At 35.5% G+C, this 21592-nt stretch carries 20 protein-coding genes and 1 pseudogene; 11 read left to right on the top strand and 10 right to left on the bottom strand.

The genetic code is table 11. The features are described 5' to 3' along the window. The first annotated feature begins 366 nt into the window (after positions 1–366). The 4 genes from F6K54_RS11515 to F6K54_RS11500 all read left to right on the top strand — a co-directional run bounded on the left by F6K54_RS11515 (position 367) and on the right by F6K54_RS11500 (position 3080). Positions 367–606, top strand: coding sequence for a winged helix-turn-helix domain-containing protein (locus F6K54_RS11515; protein WP_293077548.1), 240 nt, complete (start codon positions 367–369; stop codon positions 604–606). A gap of 41 nt (positions 607–647) precedes the next feature. After that, positions 648–917, top strand: a complete 270-nt coding sequence (locus tag F6K54_RS11510) for a transposase (protein WP_366558110.1) — start codon at positions 648–650, stop codon at positions 915–917. Continuing rightward, positions 910–1122, top strand: a complete 213-nt coding sequence (locus F6K54_RS11505) for a transposase (RefSeq protein ID WP_293077546.1) — start codon at positions 910–912, stop codon at positions 1120–1122. Before F6K54_RS11510 ends, F6K54_RS11505 begins: the two co-directional genes overlap by 8 nt. A 1202-nt stretch (positions 1123–2324) precedes the next feature. Continuing rightward, on the top strand, positions 2325–3080 hold the full coding sequence (locus F6K54_RS11500) for a PP2C family serine/threonine-protein phosphatase (RefSeq protein ID WP_293077544.1): 756 nt from the start codon (positions 2325–2327) through the stop codon (positions 3078–3080). Between the two features lie 925 nt (positions 3081–4005). Here F6K54_RS11500 and F6K54_RS11495 read toward each other — a convergent pair. From F6K54_RS11495 to F6K54_RS11485, 3 genes are read right to left on the bottom strand one after another with little or no spacing between them, the layout of a single operon-like run. After that, entirely contained in the window at positions 4006–4128 is a 123-nt protein-coding gene (locus F6K54_RS11495; protein WP_293077542.1) for a hypothetical protein, read from the bottom strand. A 13-nt stretch (positions 4129–4141) separates the two neighbouring features. Continuing rightward, positions 4142–4348, bottom strand: coding sequence for a hypothetical protein (locus F6K54_RS11490; protein ID WP_293077541.1), 207 nt, complete (start codon positions 4346–4348; stop codon positions 4142–4144). Between the two features lie 34 nt (positions 4349–4382). Beyond that, positions 4383–4691, bottom strand: a complete 309-nt coding sequence (locus F6K54_RS11485) for a hypothetical protein (RefSeq protein WP_293077539.1) — start codon at positions 4689–4691, stop codon at positions 4383–4385. A 335-nt stretch (positions 4692–5026) separates the two neighbouring features. Between F6K54_RS11485 and F6K54_RS11480 the strand changes: the two genes are divergently transcribed. The 3 genes and pseudogenes from F6K54_RS11480 (at position 5027) to F6K54_RS11470 (ending at position 7506) form a co-directional block, all read left to right on the top strand. Then, positions 5027–6172 (top strand): anhydro-N-acetylmuramic acid kinase, encoded by a 1146-nt coding sequence (locus F6K54_RS11480; protein WP_293077537.1) that lies wholly within the window; start codon positions 5027–5029, stop codon positions 6170–6172. A 532-nt stretch (positions 6173–6704) separates the two neighbouring features. Continuing rightward, positions 6705–7208: pseudogene (locus F6K54_RS11475) on the top strand (DinB family protein). A gap of 100 nt (positions 7209–7308) precedes the next feature. Next, positions 7309–7506: a hypothetical protein gene (locus F6K54_RS11470; RefSeq protein ID WP_293077535.1), complete on the top strand. Its 198-nt coding sequence runs from the start codon at positions 7309–7311 to the stop codon at positions 7504–7506. A gap of 271 nt (positions 7507–7777) precedes the next feature. Here the strand turns inward: F6K54_RS11470 and F6K54_RS11465 are convergent, their stop codons facing one another. The 4 genes from F6K54_RS11465 to F6K54_RS11450 all read right to left on the bottom strand — a co-directional run bounded on the left by F6K54_RS11465 (position 7778) and on the right by F6K54_RS11450 (position 14701). Further along, on the bottom strand, positions 7778–8575 hold the full coding sequence (locus F6K54_RS11465; RefSeq protein WP_293077533.1) for a DNA adenine methylase: 798 nt from the start codon (positions 8573–8575) through the stop codon (positions 7778–7780). Positions 8576–8665: 90 nt separating this feature from the next. Further along, entirely contained in the window at positions 8666–8926 is a 261-nt protein-coding gene (locus F6K54_RS11460; protein ID WP_293077531.1) for an HNH endonuclease, read from the bottom strand. A 171-nt stretch (positions 8927–9097) separates the two neighbouring features. Further along, positions 9098–10507 (bottom strand): reverse transcriptase domain-containing protein, encoded by a 1410-nt coding sequence (locus F6K54_RS11455; RefSeq protein WP_293077529.1) that lies wholly within the window; start codon positions 10505–10507, stop codon positions 9098–9100. A 3033-nt stretch (positions 10508–13540) separates the two neighbouring features. Further along, positions 13541–14701, bottom strand: a complete 1161-nt coding sequence (locus F6K54_RS11450; RefSeq protein WP_293077527.1) for a Ycf66 family protein — start codon at positions 14699–14701, stop codon at positions 13541–13543. Between F6K54_RS11450 and F6K54_RS11445 the strand changes: the two genes are divergently transcribed. The 3 genes from F6K54_RS11445 (at position 14692) to F6K54_RS11435 (ending at position 15822) form a co-directional block, all read left to right on the top strand. Then, the gene (locus tag F6K54_RS11445) at positions 14692–14820 is read left to right on the top strand and encodes a hypothetical protein (RefSeq protein ID WP_293077525.1); all 129 of its coding nucleotides are present in this window, start codon (positions 14692–14694) and stop codon (positions 14818–14820) included. The two genes, F6K54_RS11450 and F6K54_RS11445, sit on opposite strands and share 10 nt — an antisense overlap. A gap of 367 nt (positions 14821–15187) precedes the next feature. Next, complete coding sequence (locus F6K54_RS11440) at positions 15188–15400, top strand: hypothetical protein (RefSeq protein WP_293077523.1); 213 nt, start codon at positions 15188–15190, stop codon at positions 15398–15400. A gap of 92 nt (positions 15401–15492) precedes the next feature. After that, positions 15493–15822, top strand: coding sequence for a DUF6464 family protein (locus tag F6K54_RS11435; RefSeq protein ID WP_293077521.1), 330 nt, complete (start codon positions 15493–15495; stop codon positions 15820–15822). 415 nt (positions 15823–16237) lie between these two features. Here F6K54_RS11435 and F6K54_RS11430 read toward each other — a convergent pair whose 3' ends face one another. From F6K54_RS11430 to F6K54_RS11420, 3 genes are all read right to left on the bottom strand, one after another. Next, positions 16238–16798, bottom strand: coding sequence for an NUDIX hydrolase (locus F6K54_RS11430; RefSeq protein WP_293077519.1), 561 nt, complete (start codon positions 16796–16798; stop codon positions 16238–16240). A 392-nt stretch (positions 16799–17190) separates the two neighbouring features. Further along, positions 17191–17700 carry a hypothetical protein gene (locus tag F6K54_RS11425; protein ID WP_293077517.1) on the bottom strand — a complete coding sequence of 170 codons (510 nt, stop codon included), beginning with the start codon at positions 17698–17700 and terminating at the stop codon, positions 17191–17193. Positions 17701–19150: 1450 nt separating this feature from the next. Next, a complete protein-coding gene (locus F6K54_RS11420; RefSeq protein WP_293077515.1) occupies positions 19151–20650 on the bottom strand; it encodes a site-2 protease family protein in 1500 nt (499 codons plus the stop codon). Positions 20651–20695: 45 nt separating this feature from the next. Between F6K54_RS11420 and F6K54_RS11415 the strand changes: the two genes are divergently transcribed. Continuing rightward, a complete protein-coding gene (locus tag F6K54_RS11415) occupies positions 20696–21358 on the top strand; it encodes an MBL fold metallo-hydrolase (RefSeq protein WP_293077513.1) in 663 nt (220 codons plus the stop codon). Positions 21359–21592: the final 234 nt, after the last annotated feature.

Here is a 21592-nt window from a genome sequence, read left to right as displayed (position 1 = left end):
CCCCACCAAACTTGATGATTTGCTGATACTCAATTAGTGGAGGATCTGAATACCAATAATTGATTCTGACTCATTCTTCCAGTCGAAATAACTTCTTTTATTTACAGCGCTTTTCATATGAGTGAACCACAAAAGTGTAAAATGTGACTAAAGACAAAATAGTTATCTAGAGCGATACGGCTGACACCACGCTCCGCGAACGCTAAACCCAAAAAATGGCCAGACCATATTCACAAAATTTAGGCCGACCTGTGATTAGAGCCTATCAAAATCAAGAAGGTTCTCAACGTCAAATAGCACAAAGATTTCAAGTTAGTTTGACTTTTGTCCGTAATTTCAGAACGGCATTATCGAAACACAGGTACTGTGAATCCAAAACAACATGGAGGAGGGCCAAAAACTAAAATTGAGAATAATTTTGATTTTTTAATTCAGCAGAAAATTCAACAAAAACCAGATATTTTACTTTGTGAGTTATGTCAGTATTTAAAAAGTAAGACAGGAGTAAAAGTTAGTATATCAACAATGTATCGAACTTTGAAAAAACTCAACATAAGTAGAAAAAAAAAGTATTTGTGCTTCGGAACAGGAGAGAGAAGATGTTAAGGAAAAACGCTACGAGTATCGAAAATGGTTAGATTTAATAGATATACATAATAAGCGTATTTGTTGATGAATCAGGGGTAAATTTAGGTATGAATCGTCTTTATGGTAGAGGAAAAATAGGAGAAAGATTAGTCACAAATGCTCCGATAAATCGAGGTCGCAATACAAGTGTATTAGGAGCATTAAGTCTAGATGGTTTAATTGCATCAATGACGGTAATTGGCAGTACAAATAAAAAAATATTTGAAGTATATATTGAACAAATTTTAGTACCTCAATTATGGAGCTTAAGCAATTGTTTTGATGGATAATTTAAGTATCCATAAAGGGCAAAGAATTGAAGAATTAATTAACTCAGCAGGAGCCAAATTAATATTCTTACCAGCTTACTCTCCAGATTTGTCACCTATAGAATTATGCTGGTCAAAATTTAAGAATTTCCTCCGTTCTTATGAAGCTCGAACTTCAGAACAATTGGATCGAGTTATTAGTAAGCGCGTACGCTCAAATTACTGAAGACGATGCCGTGGGTTGGTTTGAAGATTGTGGTTTATTCATATGAAAACCGCTGTAGGGTTTGCTGATTAAATCTAAAAGCATTGACATATAACCCACATTCCGCACTTCAAGAGCGTATCATTAAAAGTAGTATATAAACTTGTATCTTGGTAGGTGTTTATATTATGCAAATCATCTCAATTACTTTTTTCCTTCATCAAATTCCGAGTAAAAAACTTACCGAATAATTAATAATTAATAATTAATAATTAATAATTAATAGTTAGGGTTTGCTGATTAAAATTTAAAGCATTGACTGATATTGGTACCGAATAGTTAATAATTAGCAATTAATAATCAATAATTAGCAATTAATAATCAATAATTAATGATTAATAATTAATAATCAATAGTTAGGGTTTGCTGATTAAAATTTAAAGCATTGACTGATATTGGTACCGAATAATTAATAATTAATAATTAACAATTAATAGTTAGGGTTTGCTGATTAAAATTTAAAGCATTGACTGATATTGGTTAGGACTTACGCATATACGCTATATATAGCGCTCAAAACTATTGAACAATAGTACTTTAACCCTATAAATAGTGCCTTTGCGTAAATCCTGATTTCCTTATATTCAATTCCGTAACAGTTTTAACCAGAGGTAATTATCAATTATCCATTATCAATTATCAATTAATGAACTCCACCTTCTCGCTCCCATACCATTTCTCCTGTCTCCTACCCCTACTAAAAGACTTTTGAGCGCCAACCCCATTTAGAGCAAACTTGGGAATCATAGCAGTGAGTTTATTTTCCGGCAAACTTATTCATACTCAATCACAAACTTTGCTAAATTATATCCTTAATTGAATGGTTAATTTGACCTGCCAAACCATTATTTGGCATCAGATATTTGAATTAATCTGATTAGATAAAACGTAAGCACTCAGCCATCAGCTATTGCTTTTAGTTTGAAATAAAAGCTTTCTCCTCCATAATTTCCATTTCCCCTGTCTCCTGTCTTCCCCTCCTGAGAGAGGTTAGGGGTGAGTTTTCTCCTGTCTCCCACCACTACCAAAAGACTTTTTCAGCAAACCCTAATTAGTAGCACTACAATGCTAGAATACAACTAAAGTATATAAAAATTGGGATATTAAATATATAGGTGGATAATAAACATCAAAATGGGACAAAAAGCCTTCAACTAAATTCTATGAAATTGAATTTCGCAGGTACTACTGATAAAGGTTGTGTTCGCTCAGTTAATCAAGATTCTTACTACATAGACCCTGAAGGACGATTTTTTATTGTTGCTGATGGTATGGGAGGACACGCAGGTGGCCAAGAAGCTAGTAGAATTGCTGCGGAAGTAATTAAAAATTATCTTGTGAGCCATTGGCAGGATGTTATAGAATCACCAAAATTGTTAGAAGATGCTTTTCTCAAAGCCAATGAAGCTATTTTATGCGACCAAATAGAAAACCCAGAACGTTCAGATATGGGTACTACTGGCGTAGTAGTTATATTCCGAGAACAAGAATATTGGTGTGCAAATGTAGGTGACTCTCGCTTCTATCGACTTCGAGCTCAAAATTTAGAACAAATTACAGAAGACCAAACTTGGGTAGCTCAAGCAGTGAGACAAAATGCTTTAACTCCTGAACAAGCTAGAGTACATCCTTGGCGTCATGTGCTTTCTCAATGTTTAGGTAGGGAAGATATGGGCAAAGTAGATATCTTGCCTGTTGATATTCAAACTGGCGATCGCCTATTACTGTGTAGTGATGGATTGACAGAAGACTTATCTGAGACGCTAATTGTCCCGATATTAAGTTCTAGTGATGATTGTGAACCTATTGCTAAAGAGCTTGTAGATGCAGCTAAAGATGGAGGAGGTCGCGATAATATCACAGTAGTAATTGTCATTGTTGTTGACTACTCCCCGCAGCTGAAGCCAAGGGGATTCTAAGTAGATACTACGCAACAGGATAAATCCGTGTTGCTCCGTCTATTCTTAGCTGACCAAAGATACACTCTCTGGGGACAAGTCAAAGTGCCCCTACACAGTCTGCTTAAGTCTAAACTTAGCTTTCTGCTTACTTTTTTGATGATATTTGCAGCCCCATTACAGTCTGCATTAATCAAGCAATTATTACCAGTTCTATACAAACCACGCTTTATTCTTTTTCCTGTTTCGCTGCGCGACATGAAAAGCGTTTGCGTAGCATTCCGTAGGAAAGCTTGTCTGAAGGACTTAGGTTTCCAATCATTGGGTTTCTCACCATAATTAGGGCTTGCTTAAATTATCTGAAAGCATTGACTGATATTGCTTTTAGCAATTTTTAGTCGCCAAATTGTACAAGCTTTTAGGTCAAAAAGGTGCAAAAAGTTAGCATAAAAAGTTTAGTAGGACAGAAAAATTAAGAGATAATTATTCCAACTACATCCTAATTAACTCCCATTCCTCCTGATTCTTAACTACTCCCTACTCCCTACTCCCTACTCCCTACCTTCACCATCAGACTTTTGAGCGCAAACCCTAATTAGGTAGATTGTCACCATCTAAAAATGAATAGGACTTACGCAGATACCCTATATATAGTACTTGTAACTATTGGAAAATAGTTACTGTACTCTATACATAGTGTCTTTGCGTAAGTCCTGAATGAAGCTATACTTGTATAACTTTCTTGGTGTTTCTATCAATATTATTCCATATTCATCGCACAACTGAGCTATTCTTTCTTTGAGTCTAGCAGTAGGAATTGGTACAAATTCTGAATTACTTTTTTTTCCTAATTTGATTTCATTTTTCTGACCTTTATTCCAACCAAATACAATTGTACCAATAGAATTTTTGTGCGCAATGATTAATGACTATTCTGGCTGCTTTGTTAATACCCAAATCGGATTTGGCGGTTACGCTTTTCTGTAATGGCAGCTAGCCTATTTGACCAAAATCCAGTCGGTTGATTTTCCTTAATAGTTGATATCTGTTTGTTGTACCAACGATTCATTGATTTGATCTGTTTACCATCTACTACCCGTGCTAGTACCTACATTCGATACACAGGTCAACCAATTATTTACACCATGGTCTATTCCTAATACATTTTCTTGATTTAATTGAGGTTTAACTACTACTTCTTTTTCATAGACAAATTCATAGTAAAAACATCTATTTCTTAGTAATATTCTCAGTTCTTTGAGAGATGAAATTTCTAGATTACTAGGCATGGGAATTAAAAAGCAATCTAGACCAAACCAGCATTTACAGGTATTCTAAGCGTGGTACTCTAATTTGATTACCTTTAAGCTTTAATGCTTGAGCCGGGTAACTAACTGTAGCCATTCCTCCTTTTTTTCTGTAGTTAGGAATCCTTGGTCTGTCTGAGATTTTTCCTGAACTATAGGCAATAATAAGACTATAATAAAAGCTAAATGATTCAGCTACAGTTCTCAATATTTGTTGTGCTGAAGAGCGAATATAAAACTTTGTAATGATAGTTCCTTTTGTAGACTTTTTCCAAGTCAAACTTGCCCAGAGTTTTGTGAGACTTAAAAAATAATTGCCGACCATAATATATTCCCATGTTAGTTAGTTTGTGAGACTCTTCGCATAAGAATGTTAAGATAGCAATTAATTCAGGATTTTGAGCAACTAAAACTTGCTGACAAGAGTACATTGGAAACGGGCGGAACGAAAAGTTGTTGTCGATCATAGTAATAGAAGACAACTAAAGTTGTCTAGTCTCAACGATTCCCTTGTTTTCATGTCCCGGTTCAAACACGGAGCCTTCTACATTGCTTTTCGGTAAAATAAAATACTTCGGATTAAAATCCGACTCCTCGCCTTTGATCTATCGCTTAAAAGACGATGGCTTTCATGCTCCTGTGTTATTTAGGTAATGAAAAATGACCAAAATTATTGGTTTGATTAGTGGCACTTCCGTCGATGGTATAGATGCAGCTTTAGTTGATGTTGCTGGTGGTCAAACAAATTTAAAAGTTGAACTCCTAGCAGCAACTACTTATCCCTACTCAGAAAAATTACGCTCTCAAATTCTTAGTGTTTGTGGCGGTACATCTCTGACAATAGCTGAACTGGCAGAACTTGATGATGCTATTGCCCAAGAATTTGCCCAAGCAGTATTGACAATTAATCAAAAAAGTGATATATCAGCAGAAATTATTGGCTCTCATGGTCAAACCGTTTATCACCGTCCACCATCTCAACAATTAGGTTATAGCCTTCAGTTAGGACGTGGTGAAGTAATTGCTAATATCACAGGTATTCCCACTATTAGTAATTTTCGAGCTGCCGATATTGCTGCAGGAGGTCAAGGTGCGCCTTTAGTTCCTTGTGTAGATATTCATTTACTGAGCCACCCTAAATATAGTCGCTGCATTCAAAATTTAGGTGGAATAGGAAATGTTGCTTATATTAAAAGTCAAAAATCACCAGACCTCAAAAATAGTATATTAGGTTGGGACACAGGTCCGAGTAATACACTATTAGACTTAGCAGTACAACACCTTTCTCAAGGTAGGAAAACCTATGATAAAAATGGAGAATGGGCGGCTAGTGGAGTACCATGTCAAAACTTAGTAGAAAAATGGTTAAAACAAAACTTTTTCCAACAAAAGCCACCAAAATCTACAGGTAGAGAATTATTTGGCAAAGACTATTTATTTAACTGTCTTGCTGATGGAGAAAATTATAATTTAAGTGCTGCTGATATATTAGCAACTCTCACAGAATTAACAGCAGCTTCCATTAATCATAGCTATCGAAATTTTTTGCCAAATTTACCAGATCAAATATTATTATGTGGCGGTGGTAGTCATAATTTATATTTAAAAGAACGGATACAGAATTTATTAGTACCAATTCCAGTAATTACCACTGCTGAAGTAGGTGTAGATGTAGATTTTAAAGAAGCGATCGCCTTTGCAGTTTTAGCTTATTGGCGTTCTTTAAAAATTCCCAGTAATTTGCCAGAAGTTACCGGAGCTAAAGCCAAAGTAATGTTAGGAGAAATTCATCAACCGATTATTTAATTAGGAGTCAGAATTCAGGGAGTGGGGGAGTGGCTCACACGGATTATGGCACGGATATACGGAATTGTCAGGGAGTAGGGGAGTAGGGGAGTAGGGGAGATTAGAGGGTGCATCTCATCCCAAGCAAAAATACTTTTTTCCTATATATTCCCTATTCCCTATTCCCTATTGCCTGTTGCCTAAAAGGGATAAATTTTTGGCTTTATTCATGCATTGAGATGCACCCAGATTGGATATTGAAGTAATTATAGAATTATCAACATATACTATATAACCGGATTTTAGATTACGCAGTAATATCATGTCTGGATAATTAGTGATAAAAAAACTTTCCCCTTTAGCAATGGCTAATACCATTTACCCCTACAGATGGTGGTTTAAAAGTCAATTTGCGTAAGTCCTGAATAAAAAATAAAATCAATTATCCCACTGTTATTCATCAATTCTTTCCCCCTACTTTGTAGGGACGTTGCATACAACATCCCTACTCCCTACTGCCTACTCCCTACTCCCTCTTTTCTAGAAATTTCTAATGAAAAAAACCAATTATTTTCAAAGATTATCTCAATCTAACCAATGGATGAACGAAAAAATTTACCAAGTTTGTGCATCCATACCCGATGAAATACGTCGGCAAGATAAGAGAGCATTTTTTAATTCAATTCACGGCACACTCAACCATCTTTTATTAGCAGATAAATTGTGGTTAAGTCGTTTTGAAAATTATACTTTTGAAATTGAATCTTTAAGACAAGAATTAATTGCTGAATTTGACTTATTATGGGAAGAACGTCAAAAAATAGACAAAGAAATTCATAGTTATATTGATTCATTAACAGAGGAAAAGTTGTCTTAACCTTTGACTTTTATAAGTAAGTCTCAGAAACGAGAATGTACATTTCCAGTTTGGTTTTTACTCTTACATTTTTTCAATCATCAAACTCATCATCGCGGTCAACTTACTACTTTAATTAGTCAATGTGGTAAAGATTTCGGAGTAACAGATTTATTGTGGTTACCAGAGACAGAATTATAACGAAGTCAGAACTCAAAAGTCAAAATTCAGAAGTTGTTTTTAAGCAACCCTCCAAAAACATTTCGCTTTAAAAGACGGGGTTTTATACCAAGCGTGATAAATGTTTGTTACAAATGGTAGAAGTAAGAAAGAAGGAAGAGGGAAGAAGGAAGAAGGGGTAAATATTGAAAAAAAGATAGATATAACTATCTCAAATGAACTGGAGGAGCTATTTTTAAGTATATCCGATCAATATCTACCTTTTTGTAGCATTCTTTTTTCACGCTTGGTATTAGACCCAATTATAGGGAGGCTTTAGACCACATTTTTTCGGTAAATGATATACAGCATATTCCAAACATGAAGTAGAGATATTAATAATTAAATTTTCCCAGTGCGGGCATCTTGCCCGCTATAGCATCTTGCCCGCGAGGGGTGTATTTCACCAAGGTAGAATCCCCTGTAATATCATGTCCGGATAATCAGTGATAAAAAACCTTTTTCCCTTCTAACCTTTTCTTCCCTTCTGCCTCCTGCCTCCTGCCTTCCTTCCTCCAAAGTGTAAGTATTCAACCGGAAATGATATAACTCTAAACTGAAAAATTTAAAACTATAATTTCATTAACTTTACCTCTTTTCAAACCTTTAGAATTGATATTACGTGCTGCCTTAACTATGTGAATTTTATCGCGATAATCTTGATATAAATCCATAATAAAATCAGTCTGAGAATTACTCAACATAACTCGGCAACCTCTCTCTGTTAAATCATCAACAACTTGCTTCAATCTTTCCTGTTCATTCCGGTTAAAACCATTAGCATCATATCCGGTAAAAGATGCTGTATCAGAAACCGGGTCATAAGGTGGATCGAAATAGATCAAATCACCTTTTTTTGCCTTCTTAACAGCCTCCGCAAAATCCAGATTTAATAGTTTTACTTGAGGTTTGTTTAAATATTTACTCACAGCTTTTAAAACATCTTCATCCAAAATATTAGGTTTTTTATATCTACCAAAAGGAACATTGAATTGACCTTGAGAATTAACTCTAAATAAACCGTTGTAACAAGTTTTATTCAAATAGATAATTCTAGCTGCTTTTTGTACTGCTGACAGATTTTTATATTTAGACATACGGTCTAAATTTCTCATGTCATAATAATAATTCGAACTATTTTTTTCTTGATGTTTTTTTAACTCCACAATTAAATCATCCAATGAATCTTTCACCACCTGATAACAGTTAATTAATTCCAGATTTTTATCATTAATAACTGCCCTAGTTGGTTGTAACTCAAATAAAAGTGCTCCACCTCCAATAAAAGGTTCATAATAGGTATGCTTTTTTAGGGATTTTTCATCAATATATTTGATTAACTCAGGCAATAATTGTCTTTGTTAGAGTCGAATGAGATATCACTATCCCAAACTCTCCTTCAGAACCGAACATGAAAGTTCCCCTTCATTCGGCTCCTCCTAGCTAGTTTGTTTGCGATCGCGACTACCATCTTGAAAAATTTTCTGATGATGGCAGTAATTGTGCAGGAATTTTTTGTTAGCCATATTATTTTTACCCCCTAAATATTGGAGAGTTATATGGTCTACTTCCAGATTGTCTTCACTGGTAATATCAAATCTGATGGCATCGATGTAATTAGATAAAAAGGGTGGGAAGTCTGGGAGAGAGAAGTGTGGGGATAGAAAGAAAGATGTAGAAATGGCGCTCAGATGGAACATTTTTTTATACCGAACCCGAGCGGAATTGATATAAAATATTGTTCAAGCAAGGCGCATTTACTATTGTGTAATTATATAGAATTCGGTTATATAATATATGTTTATAATTCTATAATTACTCCCCTACTCCCCCACTCCCCCACTCCCCCACTCCCCTACTCCCACGCTCCCTCACTCCCCCACTCCTCTACTCTCCTTATGGTTTCGCAATACTTTCCCATCTGGCGTGATGAATTTCCATCCTTTTCCCTTATCAACTCCCCAGTATTTATTTACTATATGCTTTTTACCCTGCATAGGCGCACGATAGTATCCCCATCTGAGAAGTTGATGGTATAAGATATTATCCATCTTTGCGAAGACTCTTGAACTTACCACAGAGTCATAATAATTACACCACTCCCTAATTTTAGGTGTTAGCATTTCTATTAATTTCTCTTGCGGTGCATTGCGATACAGTCGGATTGTATGTTTTAGGACTCTGACATGGCGTTTTATAGCTTCCTTTGCAGGTTTTACAAGAGTTTTAAACCCTAACTTATTACCATTTCCATCCGTTGCACTGTTTATATCTTTGACTGGATATTGCCTGACATTAAACCCTAGATAGTCAAATCCTGTCTGAACTTTTCCATCTCCTAGAGTGTGAGCAATTCTTGTTGTTGAGTCTTTTAGTTTTAAACCCATATTTTCCAACCAGTCATTGATAATTTGCAGGCATTCCTCTATCACCTTTCTACTTTTGTGCAAGATAACAAAATTATCCGCATATCTGTGGAATAGAGGTGGATTGAAATTGATATTGGGTTGTCTCTCATAGGTAGTATATTTCTGGGAAAATACCTCTTGTAATGCCTCCTGCATTCCATGTAAAGCTATGTTAGCTAATAACGGAGAAATTACACCACCTTTTGGAGTACCATTTTCGGCTTTGTAGAAGACATCCTTTTCAATTACCCCTGCTTTGAGCCATACCTTAATTTGACGGCGCATAGCTGGATAAGTATTGAGTTTATCCAATAATCTTCTATGGTTTATTTGGTCGAAGCACTTTTCTATTTCAGCATTTAGAACATAGTAACTCGTTCTTTTGATGTCACTATAGATAGCTGCGATCGCATCTTTAGCACATCTTCCCGCTCTGAAACCATAAGAATTAACCTCAAACCTTGCTTCCCATTCTGGTTCTAGAGCTATTTTAGCTAATACCTGTTTAGCCCAGTCTTCCATTATGGGTATTCCCAATGGTTTTTTCTCCTGTTTGTTTAGCTGAGTAATTTCAATCCTGCGGACAGGTTGAGCTTTGCCATCCAGTTTAATTTTTTGGGCTATTGCTATCCCATCTATGCCTGGAGTATTTTGTCGGGTAGGATTGGACTGTGTTACTTTCCTGACTGCGAGTAGTTTAGCTGATTTAGACTTTACCAGTAATTTCTGTAGTTTCCTGACAGTTTTGGTATCACCATTTAGCGACGCTTTGTAGATTCTTTTCTGAAGGCGAAATACTGCTCTATTAACCGATTTCCAGTTAATATCACTCCATTTCATTTCCACCGTAGTTGTTTCACTCGTATTGGTCATTTTGCCTTTACTTATACCAATTCACTTCAAAAATGTCACAAATAGTTTCGCTCCTTTATCTAAATCAGGACTTACGCAAAGGCACTATGTATAGAGTCCAGTAACTATTGGACAATAGTTACAAGTACTATATATAGCGTATATGCGTAAGTCCTATAAATGTTAAGTAATTTCCTGAAATTACCGTATGATCAAAGTTTTGAGCTGATAAAATCTTACTTTTGACTTTTGATTTTTGACTTTTGACTTCCGTGATTAGTTATCGGGTAAGGTTCGAGAGTCACCTCTCTCTCCTCCCCTAAGAACCGTGCATGACAGTTTCCCATCACACGGCTCAAGCCTTTACTTCAAACCTTCAACGATGTTTTAGGTGGTTAGTTATTCTGCGGTAGAGGTTTCGTTTTCTCGACTAAGCGAAGCAGAAGTACTTAGTCCTCTCTACTTGCCCTTTTGGCCATAGCCTGTCAGGGATAATTTGGCTATTTTCTAGATGACGCAGTTTAATCACTAACTTAGCTGTGTTCACCATTACATCTATTCCCTTTCGCTCCTTGCTGCTCAATCCCTAGCAGCTTTGGCTACTTTTAGGGCCTGCATTCCCTCTATTTCATTACTTACTCTAGAAGTGGCCGGACTCTGTGAGTCTTTTCTATAAGGGCTGGTGGAGAAAATCACCAGAGGAGTTGGGCCTCCCATTTCAGACGACCAGTTCAGGTCGCGCTCTACTCTCTAGACTTAGGGATGTCCGTCTGCATATCCTGGAAATTACTCCAGGCATTAGCTTTTGACATCATCCTTCCCCAATAAAGTTTATAGCTTGGCTGCCTACTCAATGAGAACTTTATTAGGGTTACTTCGTTCCGTAGAGGTTTTGTCTGGTCGGGTTGGGTTCTGACTATACGCCGAGGAATGCTCTTATCGGTAAGAGAAGGATGTTAATCAGAAAGAGGAAATTCTCTGATTCTCATTCCTATAGCAGGGAACAGGGAATAGGGAACAGGGAACAGTAGGAAAATACATTTCCCTGTCTAAAGATCATAATCAGTCTATGTCTATGCCCTATCTGTACTATTGCTATATTTCGATAGAAACCTGACCTATCGTATTTCTATCTTGGGCTGACGACGCTTCCAATCATCAGTTCACGAATGTTAACCCTTTCGACCTCCCTTGCAGGGATTTAACTTAGATAGGTTAGTTATAGCAGTCGCCATTACTATTAGGACATTCTCGCTCCTCTCAAATTTAGTCACAGCAAGAGTTTAATTTCTGACTTCTGACTTCTGACTTCTGACTTCAGCTATATTACCTGCTTTTTATCCCGCTTCACTAATTTGAGCGCCACTCTCCTTAATGGGGATAATGGATTCAATCGAACATCTCGATGCTAGGACTTAAACCTAGAAACTCTCTACAGTTGTAGTCGATCTAAAAAAATCAACCCAGGTCATCCCCCGCTCCTAAAAGCAGTTTCGACCTAACGAATCACACTACCTCCTGCCCATTTTAGAAAAGGTCTAGCTACTGAATTTTTGCTCATTCAAGAACCTCATATATCTAAGAAAAAAAATTATAGCAGTCGAAGCAAAGATGATCACATCAGGACTTAGGCAAAGACACTGTGTATAGAGTCCAGTAACTATTGGACAATAGTTATAAGTACTATATATAGCGTATCTGCCTAAGTCCTAGACATATCAAAAGCTTAAAACTCAGACAACACCAGATTTTTCCTTCTTATACCAATTCCCAAAAGTAATGCTATACTTGCGCAATACTTCAGTTATTAACTAATGAGCAGAAGCAGAAGCTGAATCACTTTTCTGCTAATTTTAGCTAATTTAATATTCATTATTCTTATGTTTTCTTCTCCCCCACTCCCCCACTCCCCTACTCCCCTACTCAACAAAATGTAGAAAAGTTTTTGAGAAATGGTATTACTTCTTCCTTCTTCACTGCAGTCGAAGCAAAGATGATCACATCAGGACTTAGGCAAAGACACTGTGTATAGAGTCCAGTAACTATTGGACAATAGTTATAAGTACTATATATAGCGTATCTGCCTAAGTCCTAGACATATCAAAAGCTTAAAACTCAGACAACACCAGATTTTTCCTTCTTCCTTCTTCCTTCTTACTTCTTCCTTCTTCACTGCAGTCGAAGCAAAGATGATCACATCAGGACTTACGCAAAGACACTGTGTATAGAGTCCAGCAACTATTGGGCAATAGTTATGAACACTATATATAGCGTATCTGCCTAAGTCCTAGACATATCAAAAGCTTAAAACTCAGACAACACCATATTTTTCCTTCTTATACCAATTCCCAAAAGTAATGCTATACTTGCGCAATACTTCAGTTATTAACTAATGAGCAGAAGCAGAAGCTGAATCACTTTTCTGCTAATTTTAGCTAATTTAATATTCATTATTCTTATGTTTTCTTCTCCCCCACTCCCCCACTCCCCTACTCCCCTACTCAACAAAATGTAGAAAAGTTTTTGAGAAATGGTATTACTTCTTCCTTCTTCACTGCAGTCGAAGCAAAGATGATCACATCAGGACTTACGCAAAGACACTGTGTATAGAGTACAGTAACTATTGGACAATAGTTATGAGTACTATATATAGCGTATCTGCCTAAGTCCTAGACATATCAAAAGCTTAAAACTCAGACAACACCATATTTTTCCTTCTTCCTTCTTCTTTCTTCCTGCAGTCGAAGCAAAGATGATGACATCAGGACTTACGCAAAGACACTGTGTATAGAGTCCAGCAACTATTGGACAATAGTTATGAGTACTATATATAGCGTATCTGCCTAAGTCCTAGACATATCAAAAGCTTAAAACTCAGACAACACCAGATTTTTCCTTCTTCCTTCTTCCTTCTTCCTTCTTACTTCTTACTTCTTCCCTTCTTCCTTCTGCCATACAATAAAAAAACAGGGAATTTATCTGCTAGCTTCCCTTTAAATTCCCTGATAATTTTTATTTGTTATTACTGAATTTTTAGTCTGTGAAATTGTAACCTTACGAATCTACTGACTTGTTTGTACTATCCGTTGATAAATCCGATTCTAAATTCTTATTTTCAGATTTTTCCTCAGAAGAAATGGGAGTATCTTTTGCTTCTGATTTTTCACTATCTTGAGTAGTTATTTTATCTGATGAAACCGGACTATCTTGAGTTTCAATGCTTTCTGCATTAGTCTCTAAAATAGTTTTTTCATCATCCGTAGACGTAGCCTTTATATCTGAAGATAAGGTAGATTCTTCCTCAACTTCTTCCAAAGTAGTCTCTTTTTGTACATCAGAGACTAAAGGTGCTTCTTTTTCTGCTAAAAATTCTGGCTCAGATGAATTTTCTTTTCCATCACCAACTAAATCATTAACTTCAGAAGTAACTTCTTCACTAGACACTAATTCTTCTGTTTCAACTTGATTTTCTTTGGATACTAATTCAGAGCTTGTATCTGTATCTTTACTATCTTTACCTTTAATTGCGTTTTTAATATTACTCAATAAACCACTAACAGGTGTCAATAGTTGAGAAAAACCACCACCTTTTTTAGATGAACTTTTCTGTAAATTCTGGGGTGTTTCTGAAAAATCTTTCGTCGTATCTGTTATGACATTTTCTTCTGTCATATTTGTATCTGTTATGACATTTTGTTCTGCCATATTTGTAGCTGCATCTACCTCAGAATCTTGTGTTACATTGCTTGAATCTAAAATAGTTTCAGATGACGCTAATTCAGATTTAATTTCCGCTGGTTTAACTTCATTTTCTTCCTCTTGAATAGAGGAAGCTATTTCCGTAATATCTGATTTTTGGATAGTGTCTACTTCTTCAGATGATGCTTGAGGAATAGTAGTTGGTTGTTCTTGAGTTTTGTCTTTATTACTTTTCTGAGTAGATATTTTTGTTTGCTCTGCTACTGGAGTAACTTGGCGACGCAATGTCAGGGTTTGCCAACCAAACCAACCCAATAAAGCTACACTTGCTACTTGACCCAATAACACTGCACCTGTAATTCTACCTGCACAGAACCATAATATTAAGCCATAGAAAAGACCCACACCACTCCAGATAAAATCATTTTTTCGATGGACTTCTGGAAAGAAAAAGGCCACTAGATATAAGGCTAAACTACCAAGACCAACAGCTAAGGCCAGGATTTTTGTCAGCATCAGTTAATGTACTCCCACTATATGTTTGGTGTATGGGGTCATTTTATCGTTCAATAGCAGAAGGAAGAAGGAAGAAGGAAGAGGGAAGAAGCAGAGAAGGCTTTAGTTATCCAGCATAGAAAGAAAAATCTGGTGTTATCTGAGTTTTAAACTTTAGCAGAAGGAAGAGGGAAAAAGCAGAGAAGACTTTAGTTATCCACGATAGAAAGAAAAATCTAGGGACAATTCTTACTCCTACTTACTCTATAATTCCCATTTCTCCTGACTTCCCCTCCTGGGAGGGGGAGGGGCGAGGCGTGGGTTGACTCCTCACCTCACTCATAATACTTTTTCAGCAAACCCTAATTAAACAGTGATTAAACTCACGATTTTACCTACTTTCAAGTCACAGACAGTTAGTAAATTTGTTTTGTAATATTTACTTATTACGATAGCCTCCAAACTAACTTGTTCTATATTTTAATTAAAATTAAAGGAGGGTGTGAGGTGTGGGAAAAAATTTGGTTAGCAGTTGCTATTACTTTATCTTTACATATATTTTCAGGGATAGATTTATCTCATCTTAAATTGCCTTTTACTTCTCTATCTCCTGTGGTTAAAGCAGACAGTGATATGCCAAAAACATTATTTTTGAAAAAAACTATTCCATCTTCAAATCTAACAAATCTAACAAATATAAAGGTTTTGATTAACCGATAATCTAAATTTATTGCTGTAAAAAATAAATAATTTTCATTGATATTATTTGCAGCGATAGAGTAATTATGAAGTTACAATAAATTAGAATAAATGTGTTTAAGATTTTACTAATTTTTTTGATAGGTATCACTCCTTGGATAGTTTCTTTGTGGATACTGCACAAGTTTAAAGCACGAACTAGAGAAAGACTTATATCTATTAGATTGGCAGTAAACTATACAGGAATACCAACCATATCTACTCAACCAGAACAACAATATATTGAAGGATTAGGATATATCATAGGAGACCTAAGTTGTCAGTTTAATGCTAGGTCTCCTCTAATTCGTTGTGCTGTTAACCCTCTCGGTTTATGTAAAGATTGTTCTGATTATCAGTCAATAGATACCTCCGGAAAAGAGGGAGTAGGGAGTAGGGAGTAGGGGTTATTTCAGTTATCAGTTATCAGTTATCAGTTATCAGTATATAAAATTGGTATAGCGTTTCTCCAGTTACTGAGGTACAGTTGCTTTTCTTTTTTTCTATTCCCTATTCCCTATTCCCTACTGCCTAGTAAGCATTCAGCCGTCAGCTATCAGCCATCAGCTATTACCTTTAATTTTAGATAAAAGCTTTATTAATTCTATTACTACAAAAGTTGGCTCCTTTGCCCTTAAAGTCTATATTAATTTAAACACTATCCTGTATAAGAGAGTCTTGTTGCTGAAGTCCGCAGTTCCTCCGGAGGAGGCTAGCTGACAAGCTAATAGCTGAATGCTTACACTGTCTAAAACAAAGGAATTTTGTACCCCACGCTTTTTGGGAATTGTTATATAACTGATTAATCCACAGTTAAAATCAATATTTAGACTTGTGCAAATATTCCAATCCTAAAAATATTGCTGCTACAGTTCCAGAAACACTTATTTCTCCTATCAATACTCTCTTAATAACTTCATCGATAGGTATTAGCACTACTTCAATTTCTTCCGTAATATCAAGCTCTTGTTGTTGAGACTTAATGACATTTTCAGCAACAAATAAATGAATATAATTTGTATCTTTAACAGGATTATCATATAAAGTTGTTAATTTAATTAATTTCTCAGCAACATATCCAGTTTCTTCAGTAAGTTCTCTACTAGCAGCTACTTCAGGAATTTCTACTTGAGGATTAAAAGCACCAGCAGGTAGCTCTAATAAGACTTTACCAACTCCATGTCTATATTGACGGACAAATACAATTTCTTGTCGAACAGTTACAGGAAAAACAAGTGCAATATCTGGTCTAACATTAACAAAAAAATCATCTATAATTTTGCCATTCGGTAATTCAACTTCATCCTGTCTTACCTGACACCATTTATTATTAATTACTAACCTAGATTGTAAAAGCTTCCATTTTTTTAAATTAGTCATAAATCAATAGATATGAGTAACCATTTAATCAATTCAACTACACCCTTTCTGGGTCTAGTAATCAAAAGTCAAAAGTCAAAATTCAAAAGTCAAAAGTAAGAACAAAATTATAGTGGTCAATAGAAATCAAGGATTCAGTAATCAAAAGTCAAAAGTCAAAAGTCAAAAGTAAGAAGTAAGAAGAAAATTATAGTGGTCAATAGGAATCAAGGATTCAGTAAATATTTATGCTTAATATTTAACCGAGAATTTGACTTCCTATCAAGGTAAATGAAGATAATTTATATAGTCTAAATACTTAAGCAAGCTACGGATTTTATACTAATTTTCATGTTACAAATTGAAGTGCGGAATGTGGGCAAGAATATCAAAATTCTTATTACATTCGACTTTTAGAGATTATCTGGCAGTAACTCTTTAAATAAATCATTTAACTCTTGAGGATGAATTGGAGAAAGTATAGCATCATCTAAAACAACAGTAGCTTCCAAATGTTGATTGTCTAAAATTTCCCAGTCAATAATAGTTAAATGATTGCGTGTAATAAAGGGCAGTTTTCTATGCCAATGTATCTTCATTTCTAATACTGACCCCCCACCTTCTCTCTCTGCTAACGAAATTGGTTCTGTTCTGTCAAACTCTCCGTGGGGATGAATAGTTAATATAGCTAATTTCCCAATTTTATTCCTTTTGCTGTTGAGACTTTTCTGTAAATCTAAAGCTAATTTATCGGCTGATTTTTGGCTTTCCCCTACGGTAATTTGCCAATCATTTTGTGCAGACAAGCTAAATCCTGAGAGCATATTTCCTGCATTAGTTACAGGTAGATTAAAGTTAGGTATTGCAACTGATAATAAAATCAAAACTATAGCCAAGATGAGAGAATTTACCTTGTTAATCATTTGTTTGAAGACAAAATAACGCATAAATAAATATGGTTTGCTGAAAAAGTCTTATGGGTAAGGGTAGGAGACAACCCACCCCTCGCCCCTCCCCCTCCCAGGAGGGGGAGACAGGAGACAGGAGAAATGGGAATTATAGAGGAGATAGGAGGAAGAATAATCCCTTGATTATTCTGCACAACTATGCGCCTAAAATGCTAATTTTTTGAACCATTACGACCTAAAAGCTTGGACTTTTTTTAACTAAAAAATGCTAAAACTTTTATATGTCAATGGTTTTAGATTTAATCAGTAAGCCCTAAATAAAAGCTGAAAATTGAAATAAGTCCTAGAAATTTATAGCATTTTCAAATAAGATATCAAACAAGTGTTGGTTATTTTCTGACATTAAAAAGTCCCGGAAACCTTTTTACCGAAAAATTGTAGGTATGCGCCTCCCCTTTTAAGCTATCCCTAATAAGGAACTCCTGAAAATCTTGTGGGAAGCAGGGGAGTAGGGGAGAAAGGAGAAAGAATCATAGTAGATAGGAAAAACTACTTAAGTTATCAAAAAAAATGTACTTTTGAATAAACTTTTTCTCTGACAAAAACCTGTTAAAGACTTCTACATAACTTGTCTATTTTGTCAATTTTTATGTTATACCAAATTCAAAAAAGGTCGCTACAATATTAATCTCAACACTCCTAGTAACAGACTAAAGCACTGTAACAGTATTTTTTGAAAATGGTATTAAGAAAGATGTTTATAACCCACATTCCGCACTTCAGTTTGTATCATTAAAAGTAGTATATAAATCCGTAGCTTTGTAGGTATTTATACTATACAAATCATCTCAATTACTTTTTTCGTCGATCAAATAATGAAGTAAAAAATTTACGCATAAATACTTGCTTGATCCTGTACTCGATCGCGACAGCTATGATTTTCTTCTCAAATTCTGTCTCCTGTCTCCTGTCTCCTTTCTCCTCATTCTATACTACATTTTGTGGTGCGGAATGTGGGTTATAAAGCATAGCCTTTTAAGGGAATAAGAAAAAAGATAATTACGTATTTCAAGCCTCCTTATTGCAGAGGTACTGTTAACGCAGTTCCTCCTCCGGAGGCTAACTGTTAGCGTAGCTCCTCCGACAGGAGGCTAACTGAAATGACACCGATGTTTTTCTTTTCTTTTATCTATCAATTTCTGCTGTATGTTTTTCTCGTTCCAAATTAAATAAATTATCTTCTAAATTAAGTGGAATTAGTTCTCTAAATCAATCATTTAACTCTTATACCAATTTTATGTGAGAGTAGGTGTTAGGTGTTAGGTGTTAGGTGTTATACCAATTTTATTTTAGGTAGCACACAATTATTTTTTCCTTCTTCCTTCTGCCTTCTTCCTTCTTCCTTCTTCCTTCTTACTTCTTACTTCTTCCTTCTGCCTTCTTCCTTCTTCCTTCTTCCTTCTTATTAAAAATTTAACCACTGTATTACCATCTTTGGTGCAGGCAATAAAATCATTACCAATAAACCTAGCATTAATAATCCTAAAAAGTCGCGTTTATTATCTAGCTCACTAACATCATTGAGAGCAGGTTCATCAGCAAGAGGCATTAAAAATAAAAAGATTGCTAGAAATAAAAATTCCTGATTTATAAAAGCTAATAGCAATAACAAAAACCGAGAAATTTGACCAATAACCATCCCAGTTCTTTGCCCAAACATTGCGTGTACTATATGACCGCCATCCAGTTGTCCAATAGGCATTAAATTATATGCAGTTACTACTAAACCTACATAACCTGCTACTGCTATTGGATGTAAATCTATGCCTTTGTTATAAGTTAATTCTGTACCTAATGCTAATTTACTTAATACAGCTAATAAAAAAGAAAAAGTGGGATTTAAAGAATCTATAGATAATATTCCTGATTCCTCAGATAAAGGAACTATGTTAGAGTTTGACAAACCCCAAATTAATAGCGGTATTGTTACTACTAATCCGGCAATTGGACCTGCTATACTAACGTCAAATAGAGATTTACGATTAGGTATGGGACTTTGCATCCGAATAAATGCTCCAAAAGTCCCTAAGAAAAACGGTACCGGAATAAAATATGGTAGAGTAGTACGAATTTTGTATAAATGAGCTGTTATGTAGTGGCCAAATTCATGTAATCCTAGAATTAGGATGAGAGCAACCCCATAAGGTAAACCCTGGATTAATAAATTAGGGTTAGATTGTATGGCATCCTCAGTAATACCAACTATTTCTCTAGTTCCTACTAAAGTAGTGGTAAATAAAGTTATTAGCAATAATCCTAAAGCCAAGAGTACAGGTTTTTGATACTCCTGAGAAACTTGAGTTTTTTCATAATTACAATGTGGGTTAGGAACTAGAGCAAAAAAAGGTTTACCTTGAAAGCTATTTTGAAATACTACTAGGAAGCGATCGCCAAATTTTCCTTCTACATTTTCTCTTACTGTTTGATAAGCTTCTTCAGGATTTGAGCGTAACTCACCCCGACAAATAACTGCTTGAGGTTTATATTCAAGATTCCTCAGATAGTAAACTGTCCAAGGAAAACAGTTTCTCAGACTAGCTTCTTCTGTTTTATCTATTGTTAGTTTCGGTGGAGTTTGATTGGGAGTTTGAGTAGGAGCTATTTTGGGTTTAGTCTCGGAATTACTATTATCTTTTGTCGATCCATCTGATTCTGATTGATTGGGTTGCTGTTGTCCCCATTGCACTAATAACCAGTATAAGTAAGGACAGAAGATAAAGGGAATGATAATTAATCCTGGTGGTATTTGCCTTTCACCATAAACTAACATCCAAGTTGTCCATATTAAAGCTGGTGTCATCATGACTAGCCATAATATCCAGATAGGAGTGCGAGTAATTTTACTTACGTTGCGTTGTAACATGAAGTATGTCACCAACCCTAATAAAATCAATAAAAAGAGCATAATAGTTTAATGAGTTCAGTTTATTTTTAATCTAAGAATACTGCTTTGACACAACAGCCTTTTGTCTCCAAATCTCCCCAGTTTGTCCTAGAAAATATTTTTGCCTTTTCGCCAAATCGGGATACTTTAGGGGGAACTTCTTACTTTATTGTAGATAATCAGACCAACATTCTAATTGATTGTCCTGCCAATATTGAAACTAATCAAAAGTTTCTCGCTGAACAAGGAGGAGTAAAGTGGTTGTATATTACCCATCGTAGTGCTATTGGCAAGGCACAAGAAATTCAAAAAGCTTTCAACTGTGAGATTCTGATTCAAGAACAGGAAGCTTATTTATTACCTAACCTGAAAGTAACAACCTTTGAGCAAGAGTTTAGTTTAAGTCAACATACTACTGTTTTTTGGACTTCTGGTCATTCTCCTGGTTCGTCTTGTTTATACTATTCAGAAAATGGTGGGGTTTTATTTACAGGCCGTCATTTATTGCCTAATAGTCAAGGGCAACCTGTGCCATTGCGTATTGCTAAAACTTTTCATTGGCCTAGACAACTTCAGAGTGTTAAATTTTTGATTGACCGATTTTCACAAGAGACTCTACAGTACATTTGTCCTGGTGCTAATACTGGTGCTTTGAGGGGTAAGCGAGTAATTGAGTCAGCTTATGATAAGTTGAGTTCTCTGGATTTAGAAGTTCTTTCTGAGGTTTAACCTTGAAGAAGGCAGTTAATAATTAATAATTAATAATTAATAATTAATAATTAATAATTAGGGTTTGCTGATTAAACCTAAAAGCATTGACTGATATTGGTTTGAGCAATTTTATGTCTAGAAAAAGTGCGCCTGTTTTCGGTGGCAAGAGCTGCATAAAGCTAGTATTTTGGGATGATTATGACAGAAAAATTGAGGGACAATTCTTACTTCTACCTCCTCGCTCCCGAACCA

This window comes from Okeania sp. SIO3B5, from assembly GCF_010692555.1.
GTDB lineage: Bacteria > Cyanobacteriota > Cyanobacteriia > Cyanobacteriales > Microcoleaceae > Okeania.
Note: the sequence above shows the minus strand (reverse complement) of the source record. Positions and strands in the feature narration are given on the sequence as shown.